16 protein-coding genes are annotated in these 16339 nt (G+C 61.8%); 10 read left to right on the top strand and 6 right to left on the bottom strand.

Features of this window, described 5'->3' with window-relative positions; genetic code table 11:
* The first annotated feature begins 111 nt into the window (after positions 1 to 111).
* Positions 112 to 1485, top strand: a complete 1374-nt coding sequence (locus A4R29_RS12800; protein WP_013531905.1) for a class II 3-deoxy-7-phosphoheptulonate synthase — start codon at positions 112 to 114, stop codon at positions 1483 to 1485.
* 69 nt (positions 1486 to 1554) lie between these two features.
* Here A4R29_RS12800 and A4R29_RS12805 read toward each other — a convergent pair whose 3' ends face one another.
* The 3 genes from A4R29_RS12805 to A4R29_RS12815 all read right to left on the bottom strand — a co-directional run bounded on the left by A4R29_RS12805 (position 1555) and on the right by A4R29_RS12815 (position 3813).
* A complete protein-coding gene (locus A4R29_RS12805; protein ID WP_013531904.1) occupies positions 1555 to 2322 on the bottom strand; it encodes an RES family NAD+ phosphorylase in 768 nt (255 codons plus the stop codon).
* The gene (locus tag A4R29_RS12810; protein ID WP_027161480.1) at positions 2282 to 2656 is read right to left on the bottom strand and encodes an MbcA/ParS/Xre antitoxin family protein; all 375 of its coding nucleotides are present in this window, start codon (positions 2654 to 2656) and stop codon (positions 2282 to 2284) included. The genes A4R29_RS12805 and A4R29_RS12810 overlap by 41 nt, the downstream gene beginning before the upstream one ends.
* An 89-nt stretch (positions 2657 to 2745) precedes the next feature.
* Positions 2746 to 3813: a GGDEF domain-containing protein gene (locus A4R29_RS12815; RefSeq protein ID WP_027161481.1), complete on the bottom strand. Its 1068-nt coding sequence runs from the start codon at positions 3811 to 3813 to the stop codon at positions 2746 to 2748.
* A 412-nt stretch (positions 3814 to 4225) separates the two neighbouring features.
* On the opposite strand from A4R29_RS12815, the gene A4R29_RS12820 reads away from it, so the two are divergent.
* From A4R29_RS12820 to A4R29_RS12830, 3 genes are all read left to right on the top strand, one after another.
* Positions 4226 to 4642, top strand: coding sequence for a GFA family protein (locus A4R29_RS12820; RefSeq protein ID WP_063173668.1), 417 nt, complete (start codon positions 4226 to 4228; stop codon positions 4640 to 4642).
* An 81-nt stretch (positions 4643 to 4723) separates the two neighbouring features.
* The gene (locus tag A4R29_RS12825) at positions 4724 to 5083 is read left to right on the top strand and encodes a diacylglycerol kinase (RefSeq protein WP_024503562.1); all 360 of its coding nucleotides are present in this window, start codon (positions 4724 to 4726) and stop codon (positions 5081 to 5083) included.
* Positions 5084 to 5123: 40 nt separating this feature from the next.
* On the top strand, positions 5124 to 5711 hold the full coding sequence (locus A4R29_RS12830) for a hemerythrin domain-containing protein (RefSeq protein WP_027161483.1): 588 nt from the start codon (positions 5124 to 5126) through the stop codon (positions 5709 to 5711).
* A gap of 3 nt (positions 5712 to 5714) precedes the next feature.
* On the opposite strand, the gene A4R29_RS12835 is transcribed toward A4R29_RS12830, so the two are convergent.
* Positions 5715 to 6302 carry a DedA family protein gene (locus A4R29_RS12835; RefSeq protein WP_013531898.1) on the bottom strand — a complete coding sequence of 196 codons (588 nt, stop codon included), beginning with the start codon at positions 6300 to 6302 and terminating at the stop codon, positions 5715 to 5717.
* A complete protein-coding gene (locus A4R29_RS12840; RefSeq protein ID WP_024503559.1) occupies positions 6299 to 6862 on the bottom strand; it encodes a DUF1003 domain-containing protein in 564 nt (187 codons plus the stop codon). The genes A4R29_RS12835 and A4R29_RS12840 overlap by 4 nt, the downstream gene beginning before the upstream one ends.
* 92 nt (positions 6863 to 6954) lie before the next feature.
* Between A4R29_RS12840 and A4R29_RS12845 the strand changes: the two genes are divergently transcribed.
* The 6 genes from A4R29_RS12845 (at position 6955) to gltX (ending at position 15125) form a co-directional block, all read left to right on the top strand.
* Entirely contained in the window at positions 6955 to 7671 is a 717-nt protein-coding gene (locus A4R29_RS12845) for a DNA-3-methyladenine glycosylase I (protein ID WP_063172052.1), read from the top strand.
* A 150-nt stretch (positions 7672 to 7821) separates the two neighbouring features.
* Entirely contained in the window at positions 7822 to 9498 is a 1677-nt protein-coding gene (locus A4R29_RS12850) for an NAD+ synthase (protein WP_013531895.1), read from the top strand.
* A gap of 36 nt (positions 9499 to 9534) precedes the next feature.
* The gene (locus A4R29_RS12855; protein ID WP_063172053.1) at positions 9535 to 9945 is read left to right on the top strand and encodes a GNAT family N-acetyltransferase; all 411 of its coding nucleotides are present in this window, start codon (positions 9535 to 9537) and stop codon (positions 9943 to 9945) included.
* Positions 9946 to 10325: 380 nt separating this feature from the next.
* Positions 10326 to 12131: an ABC transporter ATP-binding protein gene (locus A4R29_RS12860; protein WP_063172054.1), complete on the top strand. Its 1806-nt coding sequence runs from the start codon at positions 10326 to 10328 to the stop codon at positions 12129 to 12131.
* 260 nt (positions 12132 to 12391) lie between these two features.
* Positions 12392 to 13567 (top strand): hypothetical protein, encoded by a 1176-nt coding sequence (locus tag A4R29_RS12865; protein WP_024503554.1) that lies wholly within the window; start codon positions 12392 to 12394, stop codon positions 13565 to 13567.
* Between the two features lie 184 nt (positions 13568 to 13751).
* Entirely contained in the window at positions 13752 to 15125 is a 1374-nt protein-coding gene (gene gltX / locus A4R29_RS12870; protein ID WP_063172055.1) for a glutamate--tRNA ligase, read from the top strand.
* On the opposite strand, the gene A4R29_RS12875 is transcribed toward gltX, so the two are convergent.
* Entirely contained in the window at positions 15043 to 16257 is a 1215-nt protein-coding gene (locus tag A4R29_RS12875) for a DUF2865 domain-containing protein (protein WP_063172056.1), read from the bottom strand. The two genes, gltX and A4R29_RS12875, sit on opposite strands and share 83 nt — an antisense overlap.
* Positions 16258 to 16339: the final 82 nt, after the last annotated feature.

The following is a 16339-nucleotide window of genomic DNA, read 5'->3' on the forward strand; positions in this document are numbered from 1 at the left end:
GCTGAAATTCCGGTCTAGAATAGGAAATCGGCTTCGTGTATGGAGCCGCGATCCCCAATTGGGGCGGGAATGGCGGAGTATAGGCCGCTGGAAAGAGCGTTGGGTGCAGCGATGACGAAATGGTCGCCGAATTCGTGGAGAGCAAAGCCGATCAAGCAGGTTCCTGCTTATCCGGACCTCGCCGCGCTGAAGAACACGGAAGCCCAGCTCGCAACCTTTCCGCCGCTGGTTTTTGCCGGTGAGGCGCGCAAGCTCAAGAAGCAGCTCGCTTCGGTCGCTGCCGGTGACGCATTCCTCCTTCAGGGTGGCGATTGCGCCGAGAGCTTCGCCGAGCACGGCGCGGACAACATCCGCGACTTCTTCCGCGTCTTCCTGCAGATGTCGGTGGTGCTGACCTTCGCCGGCGCGCAGCCGGTGGTCAAGGTCGGCCGCGTTGCCGGCCAGTTCGCCAAGCCGCGCTCGTCCGACAACGAGACCAAGGGCGAGGTGACGCTGCCCAGCTATCGCGGCGACATCATCAACGGCATCGAATTCGACCCGAAGTCGCGCATTCCGGATCCCGCTCGCCAGGAGATGGCGTACCGCCAGTCGGCGGCGACGCTCAACCTTCTGCGCGCCTTCGCGCAAGGCGGCTATGCCAGCCTGGAGAATGTGCACCGCTGGATGCTCGGCTTCGTGTCCGACAGCCCGCAGGGCGAGAAATACGAGTCGCTCGCCAACCGCATCACCGAGACGATGGACTTCATGAAGGCCGTCGGCATCACTTCGGAAACCAACTACGCGCTGCGCGAGACCGATTTCTATACCAGCCATGAGGCGCTGCTGCTCGGCTACGAGGAGGCGCTGACGCGTGTCGATTCGACCTCCGGCGACTGGTACGCTACCTCGGGCCATATGATCTGGATCGGCGACCGCACCCGCCAGCCCGACCATGCGCATGTCGAATATTGCCGCGGCATCAAGAACCCGCTCGGCCTGAAATGCGGTCCGTCGCTGACGCCGGACGGCTTGCTGGAACTGATCGACTTGCTCAACCCCGAAAATGAACCCGGCCGGCTGACGCTGATTGCACGTTTCGGCTCCGACAAGGTCGCCGACCATCTGCCGAAGCTGGTTCGCGCGGTGCAGAAGGAAGGCCGCTCCGTGGTGTGGTCGTCGGACCCGATGCACGGCAACACGATCGAGGCCGCCGGCTACAAGACGCGGCCGTTCGACCGCATCCTGAAGGAGGTTCAGACCTTCTTCGAAGTGCACCGCGCCGAAGGCACGCATCCGGGCGGCATCCATGTCGAGATGACCGGCAAGAACGTCACCGAATGCACCGGTGGCGCGCGCGCCATCACCGCCGAGGAGTTGCAGGACCGCTACCACACCCATTGCGACCCGCGCCTCAACGCCGACCAGGCGATCGAACTGGCGTTCCTGGTGTCAGACCTGCTCAAGAAGAGCCACCCGGTGCAGCACAAGCAGGTTGCGAACGGTTAAGCTCGATTTCGGCCTGAACGGCTGACGGAAAAAGCGCTGGAGAAATCCGGCGCTTTTCTTTTGGTTGGTTCAGTGCCCGCGTTCCCAGCGCAGGCCGGCGAGTCTGGGGTCAGCAAACGCCGTCCTTGAAAACTCGATGCGCTTTTCCGGAAACTCGCAGATCGCCTGCACGCCGAACGCACCAAGCCGGATGCGCCAGGTCCGCGGCTCCAGCGGCTTTGCCTTGGCAAAGCCGCGGCAGGTCAGCAGCGCAATGTTGGCGCCCTTGGGATCGCGCGCCGAGCGGTAGCGGATCGCCTCCAGCCCGGCCTCGCGGGCAGTATCGGCAATGGCTTGGCAAGCGGCATAGTCGGTCGGATGCGTCCATGCCGTTGCGTCACGATCGAGCGGCGGCCGGGTGAGATCGATCACCTTGGCGCATTTGATCGCGGCCGCAAAGGCCGTGTATTCGGCGGCGTCGCTTGGCCAGGGTGTTTTGGGCGACTCGGCAAAGAACAGCAGCCGGTAGAAGGCCATTTCGGCCACCGCGGTCATCATGGTCTCGGCCGCATAGTAGACGCCCTTGGTCCTGCCGGCACGGCGGAAGCGCGAACCGTGCGGATAGACCGAGCCGTAGCGGAAGGGCGTCGCCAGGAGATAGTGGAGATGGCGGCATTCAATTGGGATCTGCGGCTTGGTTTCCTCGATCAGGTCTTCCAGCATCGCCTGTTCGTCGAGCGTGTCGACGATTTTCAGCGTCGAGACATGGTGCTGCGCTTCGACCATGCGCCAGTACTTGCTGTCGATGCCGACGGTCTCAGACGAGAGCGCGTCGGGAGTCCAGATAGGCAATGACATCGACGAGCCCGGTGATGGTGAGGATCTTTTCAAGCGGAGCAGCGTCGAACGCCGTGTTGGCGTTCTTCAGCCATGCCCGGGCGACGACCGCGTCGCCGCCGACAATGGCGTCGAGCGAGCGGAACAGCCTGACGAACAACACGGCAAGCTCGAATGGCTTGGTGCCGCGCTCGAGCAGGAATTCGTCCCTGCGCATGCGCGAAACCGTGGCCTCCGAAACTCCGATCACCGAGGCCAGCATTCTGGCGGTGATGTCCAGCAGATCGGCCGCGCGCAGCGTGGCCTTGGTCAGGACTGCATTCTCGGCTGTCTTGGCGGCGGTTTGAGATTGCATTGCGACGCCTTCCTGTTTCTGTGGAAAATATAGGCCACAAAAATTCATATGGAAAGGGACGGACGCAAAACAATCTGCAAACGGGAGACTCAGTCCTTCTTGTAGAGCAGCCAGCTCTTGCCGGCTCGGCCAGCCATCGTCGAGTGTCTGGTGACGCGGTTGCGGCCGCTGACCTTCGAGCGATAGAGCGCCCGGTCGGCCTTGGTGTAGAGATCTTCGGGTCCTTCGGCTTCGGACGCCATGCAGATACCCATCGAGACGGTGACGGTGCCGTAATTCGTGCCCGTCTGGCTGCTGGTGAACGGCGTCTGCTCGATCAGGGCACGAATACGCTCTGCAACGTCATAGGTGGCGTCCTCGCTGGCGCCCTCGACGATCAGCGCGAACTCCTCGCCGCCGGTGCGAGCAACGAACATGTCGCCGCGAATGCTGGTCTGGAAGATATCGGCGATGCTCTGGATGATCTTGTCGCCGACCGGGTGGCCGAAGCGGTCATTGATGTCCTTGAAGCGGTCGATGTCGGCAAGGACCAGGGCGTTGAACAGGATACCCCTGTTGCTGTTGTAGATCCTGGTGATTTCCTTGTCGAAGGCGCGGCGATTCCAGATGTGGGTCAAGGGATCGGTGTCGGCCAACCGTTTGTATTCCTCGAGCTTCGATTTGACGGTCTCGAGTTCGGCCGTCTTGTCGCTGAGCGTCGAGGCCACCTGCCGGCCGTGATCGATCGTCGAATTGGTGGCAACCGCCATGGCGTTGGCGATCTTGTGCAAAAGATCCTGGGAGAGAAGGCTGCGGCCGTTGAGGCCGCTCGATGTCTCATCGAGGATCCTGCCGTATTTCTCGATATGGCTGCGCTCGCTCCGCAGCAGTGAAGCAACCTCCTCGAGCTCCCTGGCAATGACGTCTCGGGCATGCTCGACGATGCCAGGACCATGGTTGTGGGCAAAGAAAGTGCGCCCGATCTGATCCAGTTCATCCTGTGTCGGCCGGCTGCTCAGCGAAACGACGGCCAGGCTGAGTTCGCGATTGGTGCCGCTCAGGGCCTCATAGAAGATCTCGTAATTGCGCGGCAGGCCGAGCACGCCCAACTGGCGCATTGTCGCGACAACAGTGGCTGCGATGTCGGTGCGTTCGGTCGGGACAGCTGCCGGCTGCATTATGGTTCTTCCCCCGGATGATCCGCGGAATTCGCGGATCCCCTTTTGTCGCCGAATCCTGGGGAATGCGACCGACGCTTCGGAACAACTTGCGAAGGGATGCGTCCCCACCCACGGCCTTCACTTGCAGGGTGACCATAAATGCGCTGTCGCTAAAGTTCTCTTAACTGGCGAAGGTTCCGCGGGTTTTCTCTGTCTGCGGGCTGTAAAAGCTCTGGTTCGCGCGTCCAACAGTTGGAAACAACGCCGGTGCAGCGGCCTGAATTCGCGATTCGCGCATCGCACGCTTCAAAATGAAACCGAATTTTCGGATTCTCCACGCCAGTACATGTCGCATTTGCTTGCGTGCGTGCGCCGCAAAGCTGGAATCCTGAAGGCGATGCCAGGCACTTTTCTTTCAAGGAGGATCGACGTGAGTGGTGGTCACCAAGGATCGTGTCTGTGTGGAGCCGTCCGCTTCAGAACGAACGGAGCGTTGCGTGGCCTCGTCTATTGTCATTGCTCGCAATGCCGCAAGCAGAGCGGACATTTCTATGCCGCGACCAATGTTGCCAATGTCGACATCGTGATCGATGGCGTGGAAAGTATCACCTGGTACGAAGCCTCTACCTTCGCCAGGCGTGGGTTCTGCAAGGCATGCGGGTCGGTGCTGTTCTGGAAGCCGCGAGACCAGGACTACGTTTCAGTCATGGCGGGATCGTTCGACAAGCCGACAGGTCTTGAGGGGGAATGCCATATCTTCGTCGGTGACAAGGGCGACTATTATTCGATCGACGACGGGCTGCCGCAGTTTGAAAAGTCGACATCGTCCATACCGGTTGCTGAATGAATCTTGGACAAGTCACCTTATTCCATTGATCTGGCCAGCCATTGCATTATCCCGTGCCGGTGATTCGCAAAGGGGTTTGGCATGCAGCGGCTGATCGACGCTTATTTCAATTCGGTGCGGGCGTTTCGCAAGCTGGCTGCCAGCGAGAAGGCTTTCCAGCAGGAGCTGATGCTGCTGGCGCTGGCACTGCCGCTCGGCTGGTTCGTTTCGATCTCGTGGCGCGGTTATGCCTTGCTGATCGGCGCGGTGCTGCTCTTGATCATGGTCGAGGTGCTTAACACCGGCATCGAGGCGGCATGCGACGCTTTCAGCCGCGAGTTCAATGTCGACATCCAGTTGGCCAAGGATTGCGGTTCGCTGGCGGTGCTGATTTCGGTGCTCATCGTCGCCGGTGTCTGGGGCATCGCCATTATCGAGCGGATCACTGGGCTACCGATCTAGCCTTTCGATGCCTATATGCCAGTCACCAAAGGAGACTGTCATGGCCGGGGCCGTCAATTTTCTGCTTCTCGAACGCGTGGGCCTGCCAGACGATCTGCGCTGGCTCGTCGAAAAATACCCGCGTGAAAACTGGCAGGACCATGCCAACGTCCACGGCATCGCCAATATGTGGCTGCAGCGGCACGACATGTTCCGCGAACTCGGCGGCATGCTGGCCAACGGCATTGACGACTTCCGTGAGGGACGGCTGACGGCGCCTGATTTCGCGCGCTGGTTCGCGCCGCGCCTCAATCATTTTCTTGGGCATCTCGACGGTCACCACAATGTCGAGGATTATCAATATTTCCCGGTATTCGCCAAGGCCGAGCCCCGTTTGAAGCGCGGCTTCGAGATTCTCGATGCCGACCACCACACCATCCATGAAGGGCTGGAGCGCAATGCCGAGGCGGCCAATGCCTTCATCAAGACGCTGCAGGAGAGCGAAGACAGACAGCGCTTTGCAGCCGACGCCTATGCCGACGAAAACAGCCGGCTGATCGCCATGCTGACAAGACATCTTGCCGACGAGGAAGACCTGATCGTCCCGCTCATCCTCGATCGGGGGGATCGGGCGCTCGGGGTGGATTGACGATCAGCCTTCCCTGGCGCGTTCCCTCCTGGCGATGTGACGGGCGACGAGCCATGCCAGAACGGCCACGGTCAGGCCGATGCCAAGACCGATCAGCAACCGTTCGTGATGCATCAGCGCCTGGCCGATGAAGTGCTCTGCGCCAAGTCCAAAGACATAACCGATCGTACCGAACAGCACCGCCCAGACCGCCGATGAAAGCGCGTTGAGGATGACGAAGCGCGGCGCTGTGATATTGGAGAGCCCGGCTGCAATGCCGCCGACGAGACGCATGCCGTAGATATAGCGGTTCGACAGCACGAAAATGTCGGGATGGGTGTTGAGCAGGCGAAAGGCGCGGCGAAAGCCGGGCCGCTTGCGCAATCTGACGACATAGGGATGGTCGGCAAAGCTTCGTCCGAGGATGAAGAAAAAAGTGTCGCCGACAAAGGCGCCGAGGCCGGCCGCAAGGACGGCGTGCCACAGCACGAAGACCTGCTGGTGGGCGAAGAAGCCGCCGAGAATGGCAGCACTTTCGCCCTCCGCGATGCAACCGACAAAGACCGCGAGCAGCCCGTATTGTTCGATGAAATGGTGGATCGCGTCGGTCATGAAGCCGACTGCTGCGAAGACAGCCTTTCGTCGATCCGCTTGATCATCTCGGTCAGTTGCACGATCTCGTCGCGCATGCCGAGAATCTGGCCGTGGCGCAGTTCATCCAGCTTTTCATGCAGCGCCATGATCTCGATCTCGGCTTTCAGGTTGACCTCGTAATCGTGGGCGGCGTCGATGCGGTCGCGTTCGGTCTGGCGGTTCTGCGCCATCATGATCACCGGCGCCTGCAAGGCGGCTACCATCGACAAAACGAGATTGAGGAAGATGAACGGGTAGGGATCGAAGGCGTCACGCGACAGGAGCCAGACATTGCCCGCCGTCCATAGGACCAGAAAGGCGATGAAGGTCAGGATGAAGGACCATGACCCGCCGATGCGGGCGATCGTATCGGCAAGCCGGTCGCCGAAGGTCTGGTGGAAGGCAACGGCCTTGTTGGTGTCGCGCGAGATGGTGGTGCGTTCGAGCGTCGATTGCAGCACCCGGCTTTCGAGCTGGCTGAGGCCGTCCGGCCGCCGCTTGAGCCAGCGGTTCGCCAGATCGTCGATCGTCTTGTTCATGGCCATCTCCAGGGTCTTAGGCTTGCCGTAAGAGGTAGAGGCTGCCGGCTCACACGGGAAGTGTTAGATTGATTCCAGTTGCCGAGGGACCAATGGCCGATTTCAAGAAAATTCGCGCTCGCGCCGCAAAACGTAAGGGCGGCGAAGAGGAACTGACGTCGCTGCTTGGTCCGGCGCCCGACAATGCCGCCGTGGCTGACATCCCCGATGACCGCATTCTCTCCATTATGGCTGAGCGCGTCTTCGCCGCCGGTTTCGTCTGGCGCGTCATCGAGCAGAAATGGCCTGGCTTCGAGGAGGCGTTTCTGCGCTTCGAGCCGAAGCGGCTGTTGTTCCAGCCCGATGATTTCTGGCACGATCTGACGGCCGACCAGCGCATCATACGCAACCCGCAGAAGATCAAATCCGTTCGCGACAATGCTGCCTTTGTCGAGCGTGTGTCGAAGGAATATGGCGGTTTCGGCAAATTCCTTGCGGAATGGCCCGATGATGACCAGGTCGGGCTGATGGCCTGGCTCGGCAAGCATGGCAGCCGGCTGGGCGGCAACACGGGCCAGTATTTCCTGCGCTGGCTGGGTTGGGATGCGTTCGTCATCTCGGGCGATATGGCCGCGGCGTTGCGCGACGCCGGCCTCGACATCGCCGAAAGCCCGACTTCGAAGAAGGATTTGGACAAGATCCAGAGGCAAATCAATCAATGGGCAGCGGAGACGCATCTGCCGCGCCGCCATATTTCACGCATCCTGGCGATGTCGATCGGCGAGAACCATTCGCCGCAAGCGCTGCGCGAATATATGGGCGACGACTGAAACGTGGTCGCTTGCCACGATCGGCATTCGTCGATCGGTCAACACGATCGAATCGATCGGTCCGGACACGAATGACATTCGTCATTTGCTCCGAATTGGTCCAAACGAACGCCATTGCCCGAGCAATTTTGCCGCGCTAAGTCAGCAGGCATGACCAAGAAGCTCGACATCCTGCGCATCGCCGTCGCCCAGCTCAATCCGACTGTCGGCGACATATCAGGCAATCTCGCCAAAGCCCGCGAGGCGAGGGCGGATGCCGCACGTCAGGGCGCCGATCTCGTGCTCTATACCGAGCTTTTCCTCGCCGGCTACCCGCCGGAGGATCTGGTGCTGAAGCCGGCCTTTTTGAAAGCCTGCGAAAAGGCGGCACAGGACTTTGCCGCCGACACCGCGGATGGCGGTCCCGGCGTCATCATCGGCACGCCGTTGAAGCGCAAGAGCGGCACGCACAATTCGATCATCTTCGCCGACGGCGGCAAGATCATCGCCGAACGCTACAAGCTCGATCTGCCGAACTACGGCGAGTTCGACGAGAAGCGCGTCTTCCAGGCCGGACCCGAGATCCAGGGGCCGGTCAATTTCCGCGGCGTGCGCATCGGAATTCCGATCTGCGAGGACATCTGGGGCGATGTCGATATCTGCGAGACGCTGGCCGAAAGCGGGGCGGAAATCCTGCTGGTGCCGAACGGCTCACCCTATTATCGCGCCAAGATCGATGTCCGCCACCAGGTCGTCATCCGCCAGGTCATCGAATGTGGGCTGCCGATGATCTATGCCAACCAGCTCGGCGGCCAGGACGAGCTGATCTTCGACGGCGCTTCGTTTGCCATTGGCGCCGACAAGACACTTGCCTTCCAGATGAGCCAGTTCGAGGAAGCGGTCGACGTCACCACCTGGAAGAGACAGGGCGATCACTGGGTCTGCTCGGAAGGGCCGATGTCGAAAATCCCGGACCGGGAGGAGGCCGACTATCGCGCCTGCATGCTGGGCCTGCGCGACTACGTCAACAAGAACGGCTTCAAGAACGTCGTGCTTGGTCTGTCCGGCGGCATCGATTCGGCGATCTGCGCGGCGCTGGCCGTCGATGCGCTCGGCGAGGAACGGTTGCGCGCGGTGATGATGCCCTACCGCTATACCTCGAAGGATTCGCTCAAAGATGCCGAGGATTGCGCCCGGGCGCTAGGCTGCCGCTACGACATCGTGCCGATCTTCGAGCCGGTCGAGGGCTTTCTGCACGCACTGACGCAGATGTTCGAAGGCACCAAGGAAGGTATCACAGAGGAGAATTTGCAGAGCCGCGCACGCGGCACCATCCTGATGGCGATCTCCAACAAATTCGGCTCGATGGTCGTCACCACCGGCAACAAGAGCGAGATGTCGGTCGGTTATGCCACGCTCTATGGCGACATGAATGGCGGCTTCAATCCGATCAAGGACCTCTACAAGATGCAGGTCTACGCGCTGTCGCGCTGGCGCAACAGCCACGTGCCGCCGGGTGCGCTGGGCCCCTCGGGCGAGGTGATCCCGAAAAACATCATCGACAAGGCACCGTCGGCGGAATTGCGCGAGAACCAGACCGATCAGGATTCGCTGCCGCCCTATCCGGTGCTGGACGATATCCTCGAATGCCTGGTCGAGAATGAGATGGGTGTCGACGACATCGTCGCGCGCGGCCATGACCGGGCGACGGTGACGCGCATCGAGCACCTGCTCTACATCGCAGAATACAAGCGACGGCAGGCGGCGCCAGGCGTGAAGATCACGAAAAAGAATTTTGGCCGCGACCGCCGCTACCCCATCACCAATCGTTTCAGGGATCGCAGCTAGGTACCGAAAGCGCACGCGGCGCGGCCGGAGACAACCATGCCCGATTGTGAGATCAGCTTCGACATGTCACGGATCGATTTCCGTGCGACATCGGACCTGTTGATGGCAAGCTATTGGGGCGCCGGACGCACTGACGAAGTCCATCGCCGCGCCTTTGCAAATTCGCTTTGCGTCGGCGCCTATGTCGATGGCAGGCAAGTCGGCTTCGGCCGGGCGATCACCGACCGCACCGTATTCGCCTATCTCGCCGATCTCATCATCTGGCCGGAGAATCGCGGGCAGGGCATAGGAAGCCGGCTCGTCCAGGCCCTGATCGATCATCCGGAGGTCAGGACCGTTTTCCATTGGAGCCTGTCGACCAGCGATGCCCATGGCATGTATGAAAAGTTCGGGTTCAAGCCATCGACCGATGGCCGCTACATGCGCTTGGATCGCGTTCCTGAATGAGGCGCGGCTTGCCCGCCATTGTTGCAAAATAATCGCAGTGGTTGGACCAGATACGCTTTTGGCGTCAGCCCGTCTTGGCGGTGCATCGGAGCGTCTCTATAAGAACCGCTCCGCAATTGTCTTGCGGGAGGTCCGAATGGCAGTATTTCACATGGTAATGCGAGGCCGCGAAGCCTAGGTCTCATCCGGCGCTCCGCGAAGGTTTGCCCTTCGTGCCGATGCCGAATCGAGCACAGGCTTTTGCCGATGCCGGTCGCCGCCCGATTATGGGCGAGACGCCAAATATGCCACTCCGCATTCCGGGCACTCATTGGCCCCTTGCGCGGCTTCTTCAATTTTCGACCTACTGGGATCGGGCTCGTTTGTGCCCGAATGACATCATGGCTCGTTTCAAGATCGATTTGCGCGCGAGCGCCTTTCGCGGCGTTCTTGGCTTCACGCTTACCCATTGGCGGCGCCAGCCGTGGCGGCTTTCGCTCATCATGGCCAGCTTCCTGCTGTCGACGCTGGCCGATGTGCTGACGCCGCTCTATTCCGGCCGGCTGGTCGACGCCGTCGCCAGCAGCGCCGGCGCCGACGCGATTGCCTGGAATGCCGCGCTGACGGCGTTCTCGATGTTGATGGCGCTGGCGCTGGCCGGCGTCGTGTTGCGCAACCTGGCGTTCATGGGCATCGTCGAGCTGACCTTGAAGATGATGGCCGACATCGCCGCCGATGCTTTCCATCGCGTTCAGCGCTTTTCCACCGACTGGCATGCCAACAGCTTTGCCGGCTCGACCGTCCGCAAGGTGACGCGCGGCATGTGGGCGCTCGACCTGCTCAACGACACCATCCTCATCGCACTGCTGCCGTCGGTCGTCATGCTGGTCGGGTCGACGTTGCTGCTCGGCTGGTTCTGGCCGTTGATGGGTGCGGTCGTTGCTGCCGGTTCGGTGCTGTTCATCACGGTGACGGCGCTGCTGTCACTTGGCTATGTCGCGCCGGCGGCAAGGCTCGCCAACACCTGGGATACCCGCCTCGGCGGCTCGCTGGCCGACGCGGTCAGCTGCAACGCCGTGGTCAAGGGCTTTGGCGCCGAGGAGCGCGAAGAACGCCGTCTGGCCAAGGTCGTCGCCAAATGGCGTGCGCGTACACGGCGCACCTGGGTGCGCGGCACCATCAACGGCACCACGCAAGGAGTGCTGCTGCTGGTCATGCGCGCTGCGGTGATCGGCCTGGCGCTGATGCTGTGGTCCTGGGGGCAGGCGAGCGCCGGCGACGTTGCGTTCGTGCTGACCTCGCTCTTTGTGCTGCAGGGCTATCTCAGGGACATCGGCACGCATATCCGCAACCTGCAGCGCTCCATCAACGATATGGAAGAGCTGGTCGATTTCCAGTCCGAACCGCTCGGCATCGAGGACCGGCCAGGTGCCAAGCCGATCCGGATCACCGAAGGACGGATCAGCTTCGACAACGTCACCTTTCACTATGGCCATCACCGATCCGCGCTTTACCGCGACTTTTTGGTCGATATCGCGCCGGGTGAGCGCGTCGGGCTGGTCGGCCATTCGGGGTCGGGCAAGACGACCTTCGTCAAGCTTATCCAGCGGCTCTATGACGTGAACGCGGGGAAAATCCTGGTCGACGGTCAGGACATCTCGCAGGTGGCGCAAGCCTCGCTGCGCGGGCAGATCGCCATCGTTCAGCAGGAACCGATCCTGTTCCACCGGTCGCTGGCCGAAAACATCGCCTATGCCAGGCCGAGTGCGTCGCAGGAGGAGATCGAGCATGCCGCGAAGCTGGCGAGTGCGCATGACTTCATCACCAACCTGCCAAAGGGCTACGGTACACTGGTCGGCGAACGCGGCGTGAAACTGTCGGGTGGCGAGCGTCAGCGCGTGGCGATCGCGCGCGCCTTCCTTGCCGATGCGCGCATCCTGATCCTCGACGAGGCGACATCGAGCCTCGATTCGGAATCGGAGGTGCTGATCCAGCAGGCGATGGAGCGGCTGATGGTCGGCCGCACCACGCTGGTCATCGCGCACCGGCTTTCGACAGTGCGGGCGCTCGACAGGCTACTGGTCTTCGATCGCGGCAACATCGTCGAGGAAGGCTCGCATGACGAACTGATCCGGCTGAAAGGCGGCATCTACCGTCGCCTGTTCGAACGCCAGGCGCTCGAACTGACCAAGGGACTTGTCAGCTGACCTGAGGCGGCCTCCAGCTTCGGCCGGAGGCCGCCTCTGTCAGGCACGGTCAGCCCAGCGGGCTGGAGCAGGAGATGCGATCGCAGGGAGGCAGTCGACCCGTCGATCAGCGCCGTGATGCTGGCCGACTTGATTTGCCTGTGAAGTCCTGTCCGGATAGTAAGTCTAGGGACCTCTGTTCATCATATTGACCGAGATACGTTGTTTCTACCATTGGTTGATATATATCCGATGGAGGCAACCCACGGACGTTCTTCACGATGCATCTTTCTGCGAATGCCGAGGAAAAGTTGGCTGCGCCGTCAGTGCTGGAATCTCAGCATGGCTCGGTTCGGCCGCTTGCTGCCGAAGATCTCGAGCGCGTCGCCGCACTCTTCCTGACGAAGTTTCGCCGGCGGCGCCGTCACCTCCTCGATCGCGCTATCGCCGAAACGGCCGCGTATATGAGAGAGATTTATCTCGACCCTGCCGGCCAGTCCGGTGAAAGCAACGCTCTTGTCCAGATCAACCGGCAGGGCCGCCTGGGTGGGTTCCTCGGCGTTTTGAAAGCCCGCTACGAGCTCAATGGTGCGCCATTGAATGCGGCGATCATCGGGCCGCTCATGGCCGACCCCGGCACCGATGACGGCTCGGCCGGACCGCAATTGCTGCGGGCATTGCATCAAGGCGAATTCGATCTGCAGCTGACCGATTCGGCCAACCGGACATCCTTGGCTTTCGCGCGCCCGATGAAGTATCAACTCCTGCCGGTGCATTGTCTGGGATGGACATATGTTTTCCGGCCGGCGGGAATGGCCGCCGCCGCACTGCACCGTAAATGGCCCGGCCTGCCTCACCTTGTACTCGACCCCTTTGCGCGAGCATTCGATGCTCTTGCGAAAAGAAGGTTCGAGCCCCCCGTCCAGCATTCATCGTCGCATCGCACCCACCGTGAGCCGATCAATGCCGTGCAATTTGCCGAGGAACTGCCGACCCTCCTGTCTGGTTACGCTCTTCGGCCGAGTTGGAAGGATGGGGAGTTGCCACGGCTGCTTGCGCTGGCGGCCGAGAAGCGGGCCGACGGCCCCCTTCATTTCGGTGGGATCTACGACGAAACGGGCAAAATGCTCGGTTGTTATGCCTTCTATGGTCAAGCCGGCGACATGGCGAACCTGTTGCAAATCCAGGCATTCGGATCGCATTGGGGCGCGACGCTGGATGCGCTTGTCGCCGCCGCATGGGAGATGGGCTGCGTGGGCATCACCGGGCAGACGCAGACCAGATTCATATCCCAACTCTTTGGCTACAAGAATGTCTTCTTCCGCTATGCCGGGGGAACGATGGTCCGCTCGCGGATCGCCGAGGTCACGGAAGCGGTCCGCTCCGGCGACATCTTTATCGGTGGATTGGTGGGCGACCGCTGGACCCGCCTCAGTTCCGATGATTTCGGCCGCTGATCGCCTTCAACCGGTGGTCGGCCCCAGCGGCTGGCAGCGCTCGGTTACAAAGGCCGCCTGCGGACTGGGTGCCTCCTGAGGCGTCCAACGCCCGGTCTTTTCATTCCAGCCGCCATGTTCTATGTCTGCCGGCGGCGCGGGGGCGCGTCTTGTCAATCGTAAAAGCATCCGGTACGCCCCGCTCATGACAGTTACCGTTCGTTTCGCCCCTTCGCCGACCGGCCGCATCCATATCGGCAATGCGCGCACGGCTCTGTTCAACTGGCTGTTCGCCGTGAACAACAAGGGTCGCTTCATCCAGCGCTTCGACGACACCGACATTGCGCGCTCGAAGCAGGAGTTTTCCGACGCCATCCTCTACGACCTGCATTGGTTGGGCATTTTTCCCGACGCCACCGAGTACCAGTCGCGGCGCTTCGAAGTCTATGACGCGGCCGTCGAGAGGCTGAAGGCGGCAGGCGTTCTCTACGCCTGCTACGAAACGCCGGAGGAGCTGGATCTCAGGCGCAAGGTGCGCCGCACGCGCGGTCTGCCGCCGGTCTATGGCCGCGAGGCGTTGACCCTGACGCACGAACAGATCGCCGAATACCAGACCGATGGCCGCCGGCCGCACTGGCGTTTTCTCCTGCCCAATTTCTCAGGCGATCCACAACAGTCCGAACGCACTGAAATCCACTGGAACGACTTGGTGCGCGGTGAGGAAACCGTCGATCTGGCCTCGCTTTCCGATCCGGTCCTGGTGCGCGAGGACGGCACCTATCTCTATACGCTGCCTTCCGTGGTCGACGACATCGAGATGGGCGTCAGCCATGTCATCCGCGGCGACGACCATGTCACCAACACCGGCGTGCAGATCGCCCTGTTCCAGGCACTGGCTGCCACGCCGCCAGTGTTCGGCCACCACAATCTCCTGACCACCGCATCGGGCGAGGGCTTGTCGAAGCGCACCGGCGCGCTCTCCATCGAAAGCCTGCGCGAGGACGGCATCGAGCCGATGGCCGTCGCATCATTGGCCGTCCTGGTAGGCACTTCGGAGAATGTCGCGGCGATGCCGACGATGGGCGAACTCGCCGAACGCTTCGATCCGGCGGCGACATCGAAATCCGCGGCCAAGTTCGATCCGGACGAGCTGTTCGTGCTCAACCGGTCGCTGCTGCACCACATGCCGTTCGCCGAGGCAGAAGACCGTCTGATCGTGCTCGGCGTCTCCGGCGAGCAGGCCGAACCGTTCTGGCTGGCGGTGCGCGGCAATCTCGACAGGCTGGCCGATGCGGTCAACTGGTGGCGCATCCTGCGCGAAGGACCGCAGGAGAAGCCGCAATTTTCCGACGACGACCGCGACTTTCTTCGACAGGCATTCGACCTGCTGCCGGAGGAACCCTGGACCGCGACGATCTGGAAGGACTGGACGGGCAAGATCAGGGAAGCGACCGGCCGCAAGGGCAAGGCGTTGTTCATGCCGCTCAGGACAGCCCTTACCGGACTGCCTTCGGGGCCGGAGCTTGCAGATCTATTGCCGCTGATGGGTCGGGAAGGAACGTTGGCCCGACGACCCTGACCTTGCGCTGTTCCGGCGGCAGCGCGGACACGGGCGACGTCACCGGCCTGGCGGAAAGCCGCTTGATCGCCTCGCGGTCGAGCCCACCTTCCAGATTGGCCAGCGTTTCGGGATCGGCGCCCGGATCAGGTTTTGCAACCGGGACTGGAATGAATGATGACGCGTCTGTCTCTGGCTGCGATTGCACCGGATTCGGCGGATTGCCGGCAATGATCTGGAAACCCTGCGCAGCGGCGTTGCAGCCGCAAGCCGGCGGCCGCGACACGCCGGGCCGCTTGTAGAGATAGGCGGTCGGCAATTCGCTGTAAGGCCGGCCGGTGACAGATGACGTCATCGACGCCGAATCGTCGTCCATGCCGCGCGAATAGAAAACCTGCATCTCGGTGCCGGGGCAGCTCGATTCGCAATTCTTCTGGTCGCGTTCGAAATCGCCTGCCGAGGCCGAGTTCGACATAGGGAAAAAGTAGCCGTCGCAGGTGCGCACACAGGACGTGTGGAATTCGCCACCGACGCTCGGAAAATCCGGTACGCCGGGCTGGTTGAGCACACGGCGGACATTGCGCTCCTCGCTGGGATCGTCGGGCTGGTTGGGTTCATCAAGCATAGTGAGCTGCTTGCTGTTGCCGCCGAAGAGCTGATCGAACAGGTTTGCGCTGCCGCCGTCGCGGTTCGCCTCCTGCAAAGGCGCACGCCGAGGCGCAACGGTGTCGTCGCGGCAGCCATTGGCGTCGAGCGCCGCCAGGATGCGTCCGCGATCGCGGCGAGAGCCACCGCCAGCCAGCCGCTCGCGCTTGTTTTGCAAGGCGTCGAGATTGGCATTCATGCGGTCGATGGTGGCGTTGAGCCCGGCGCATTGATTGAGGTTGCGGCCAAACAGCGAAAAACCGCACCCGGCCTGGCTCGCCTGGCTGCGAGCCTTCGAAATCTGCTCATGCTGCCTGGCAATCGCGGAATCGTATTTTCGGACTAGCGCCGGACCGCCACCGCCGCCGCGCGAGGACGCGGCAAGATCGGCTTCCAACTGGCGGCAGACCCGCGAAGCAGCCTGTGGCTCGGCTACTCCCCAGGTTGCGGACAACAGCAGGCCAAGCAGCACGACAGCATGCGCCTGCTTCCGCCCTCCGCTTGCCATCCGCCCAAACTCCGCCTTCCAAATCCGACTGTTAGCCCCGCAAGGCTACCGTGTTCGCGGTTAACTGCAGTTTACCGCGAAA

It is taken from the genome of Mesorhizobium ciceri biovar biserrulae, from assembly GCF_001618845.1.
In the GTDB taxonomy this organism is placed as follows: domain Bacteria; phylum Pseudomonadota; class Alphaproteobacteria; order Rhizobiales; family Rhizobiaceae; genus Mesorhizobium; species Mesorhizobium ciceri.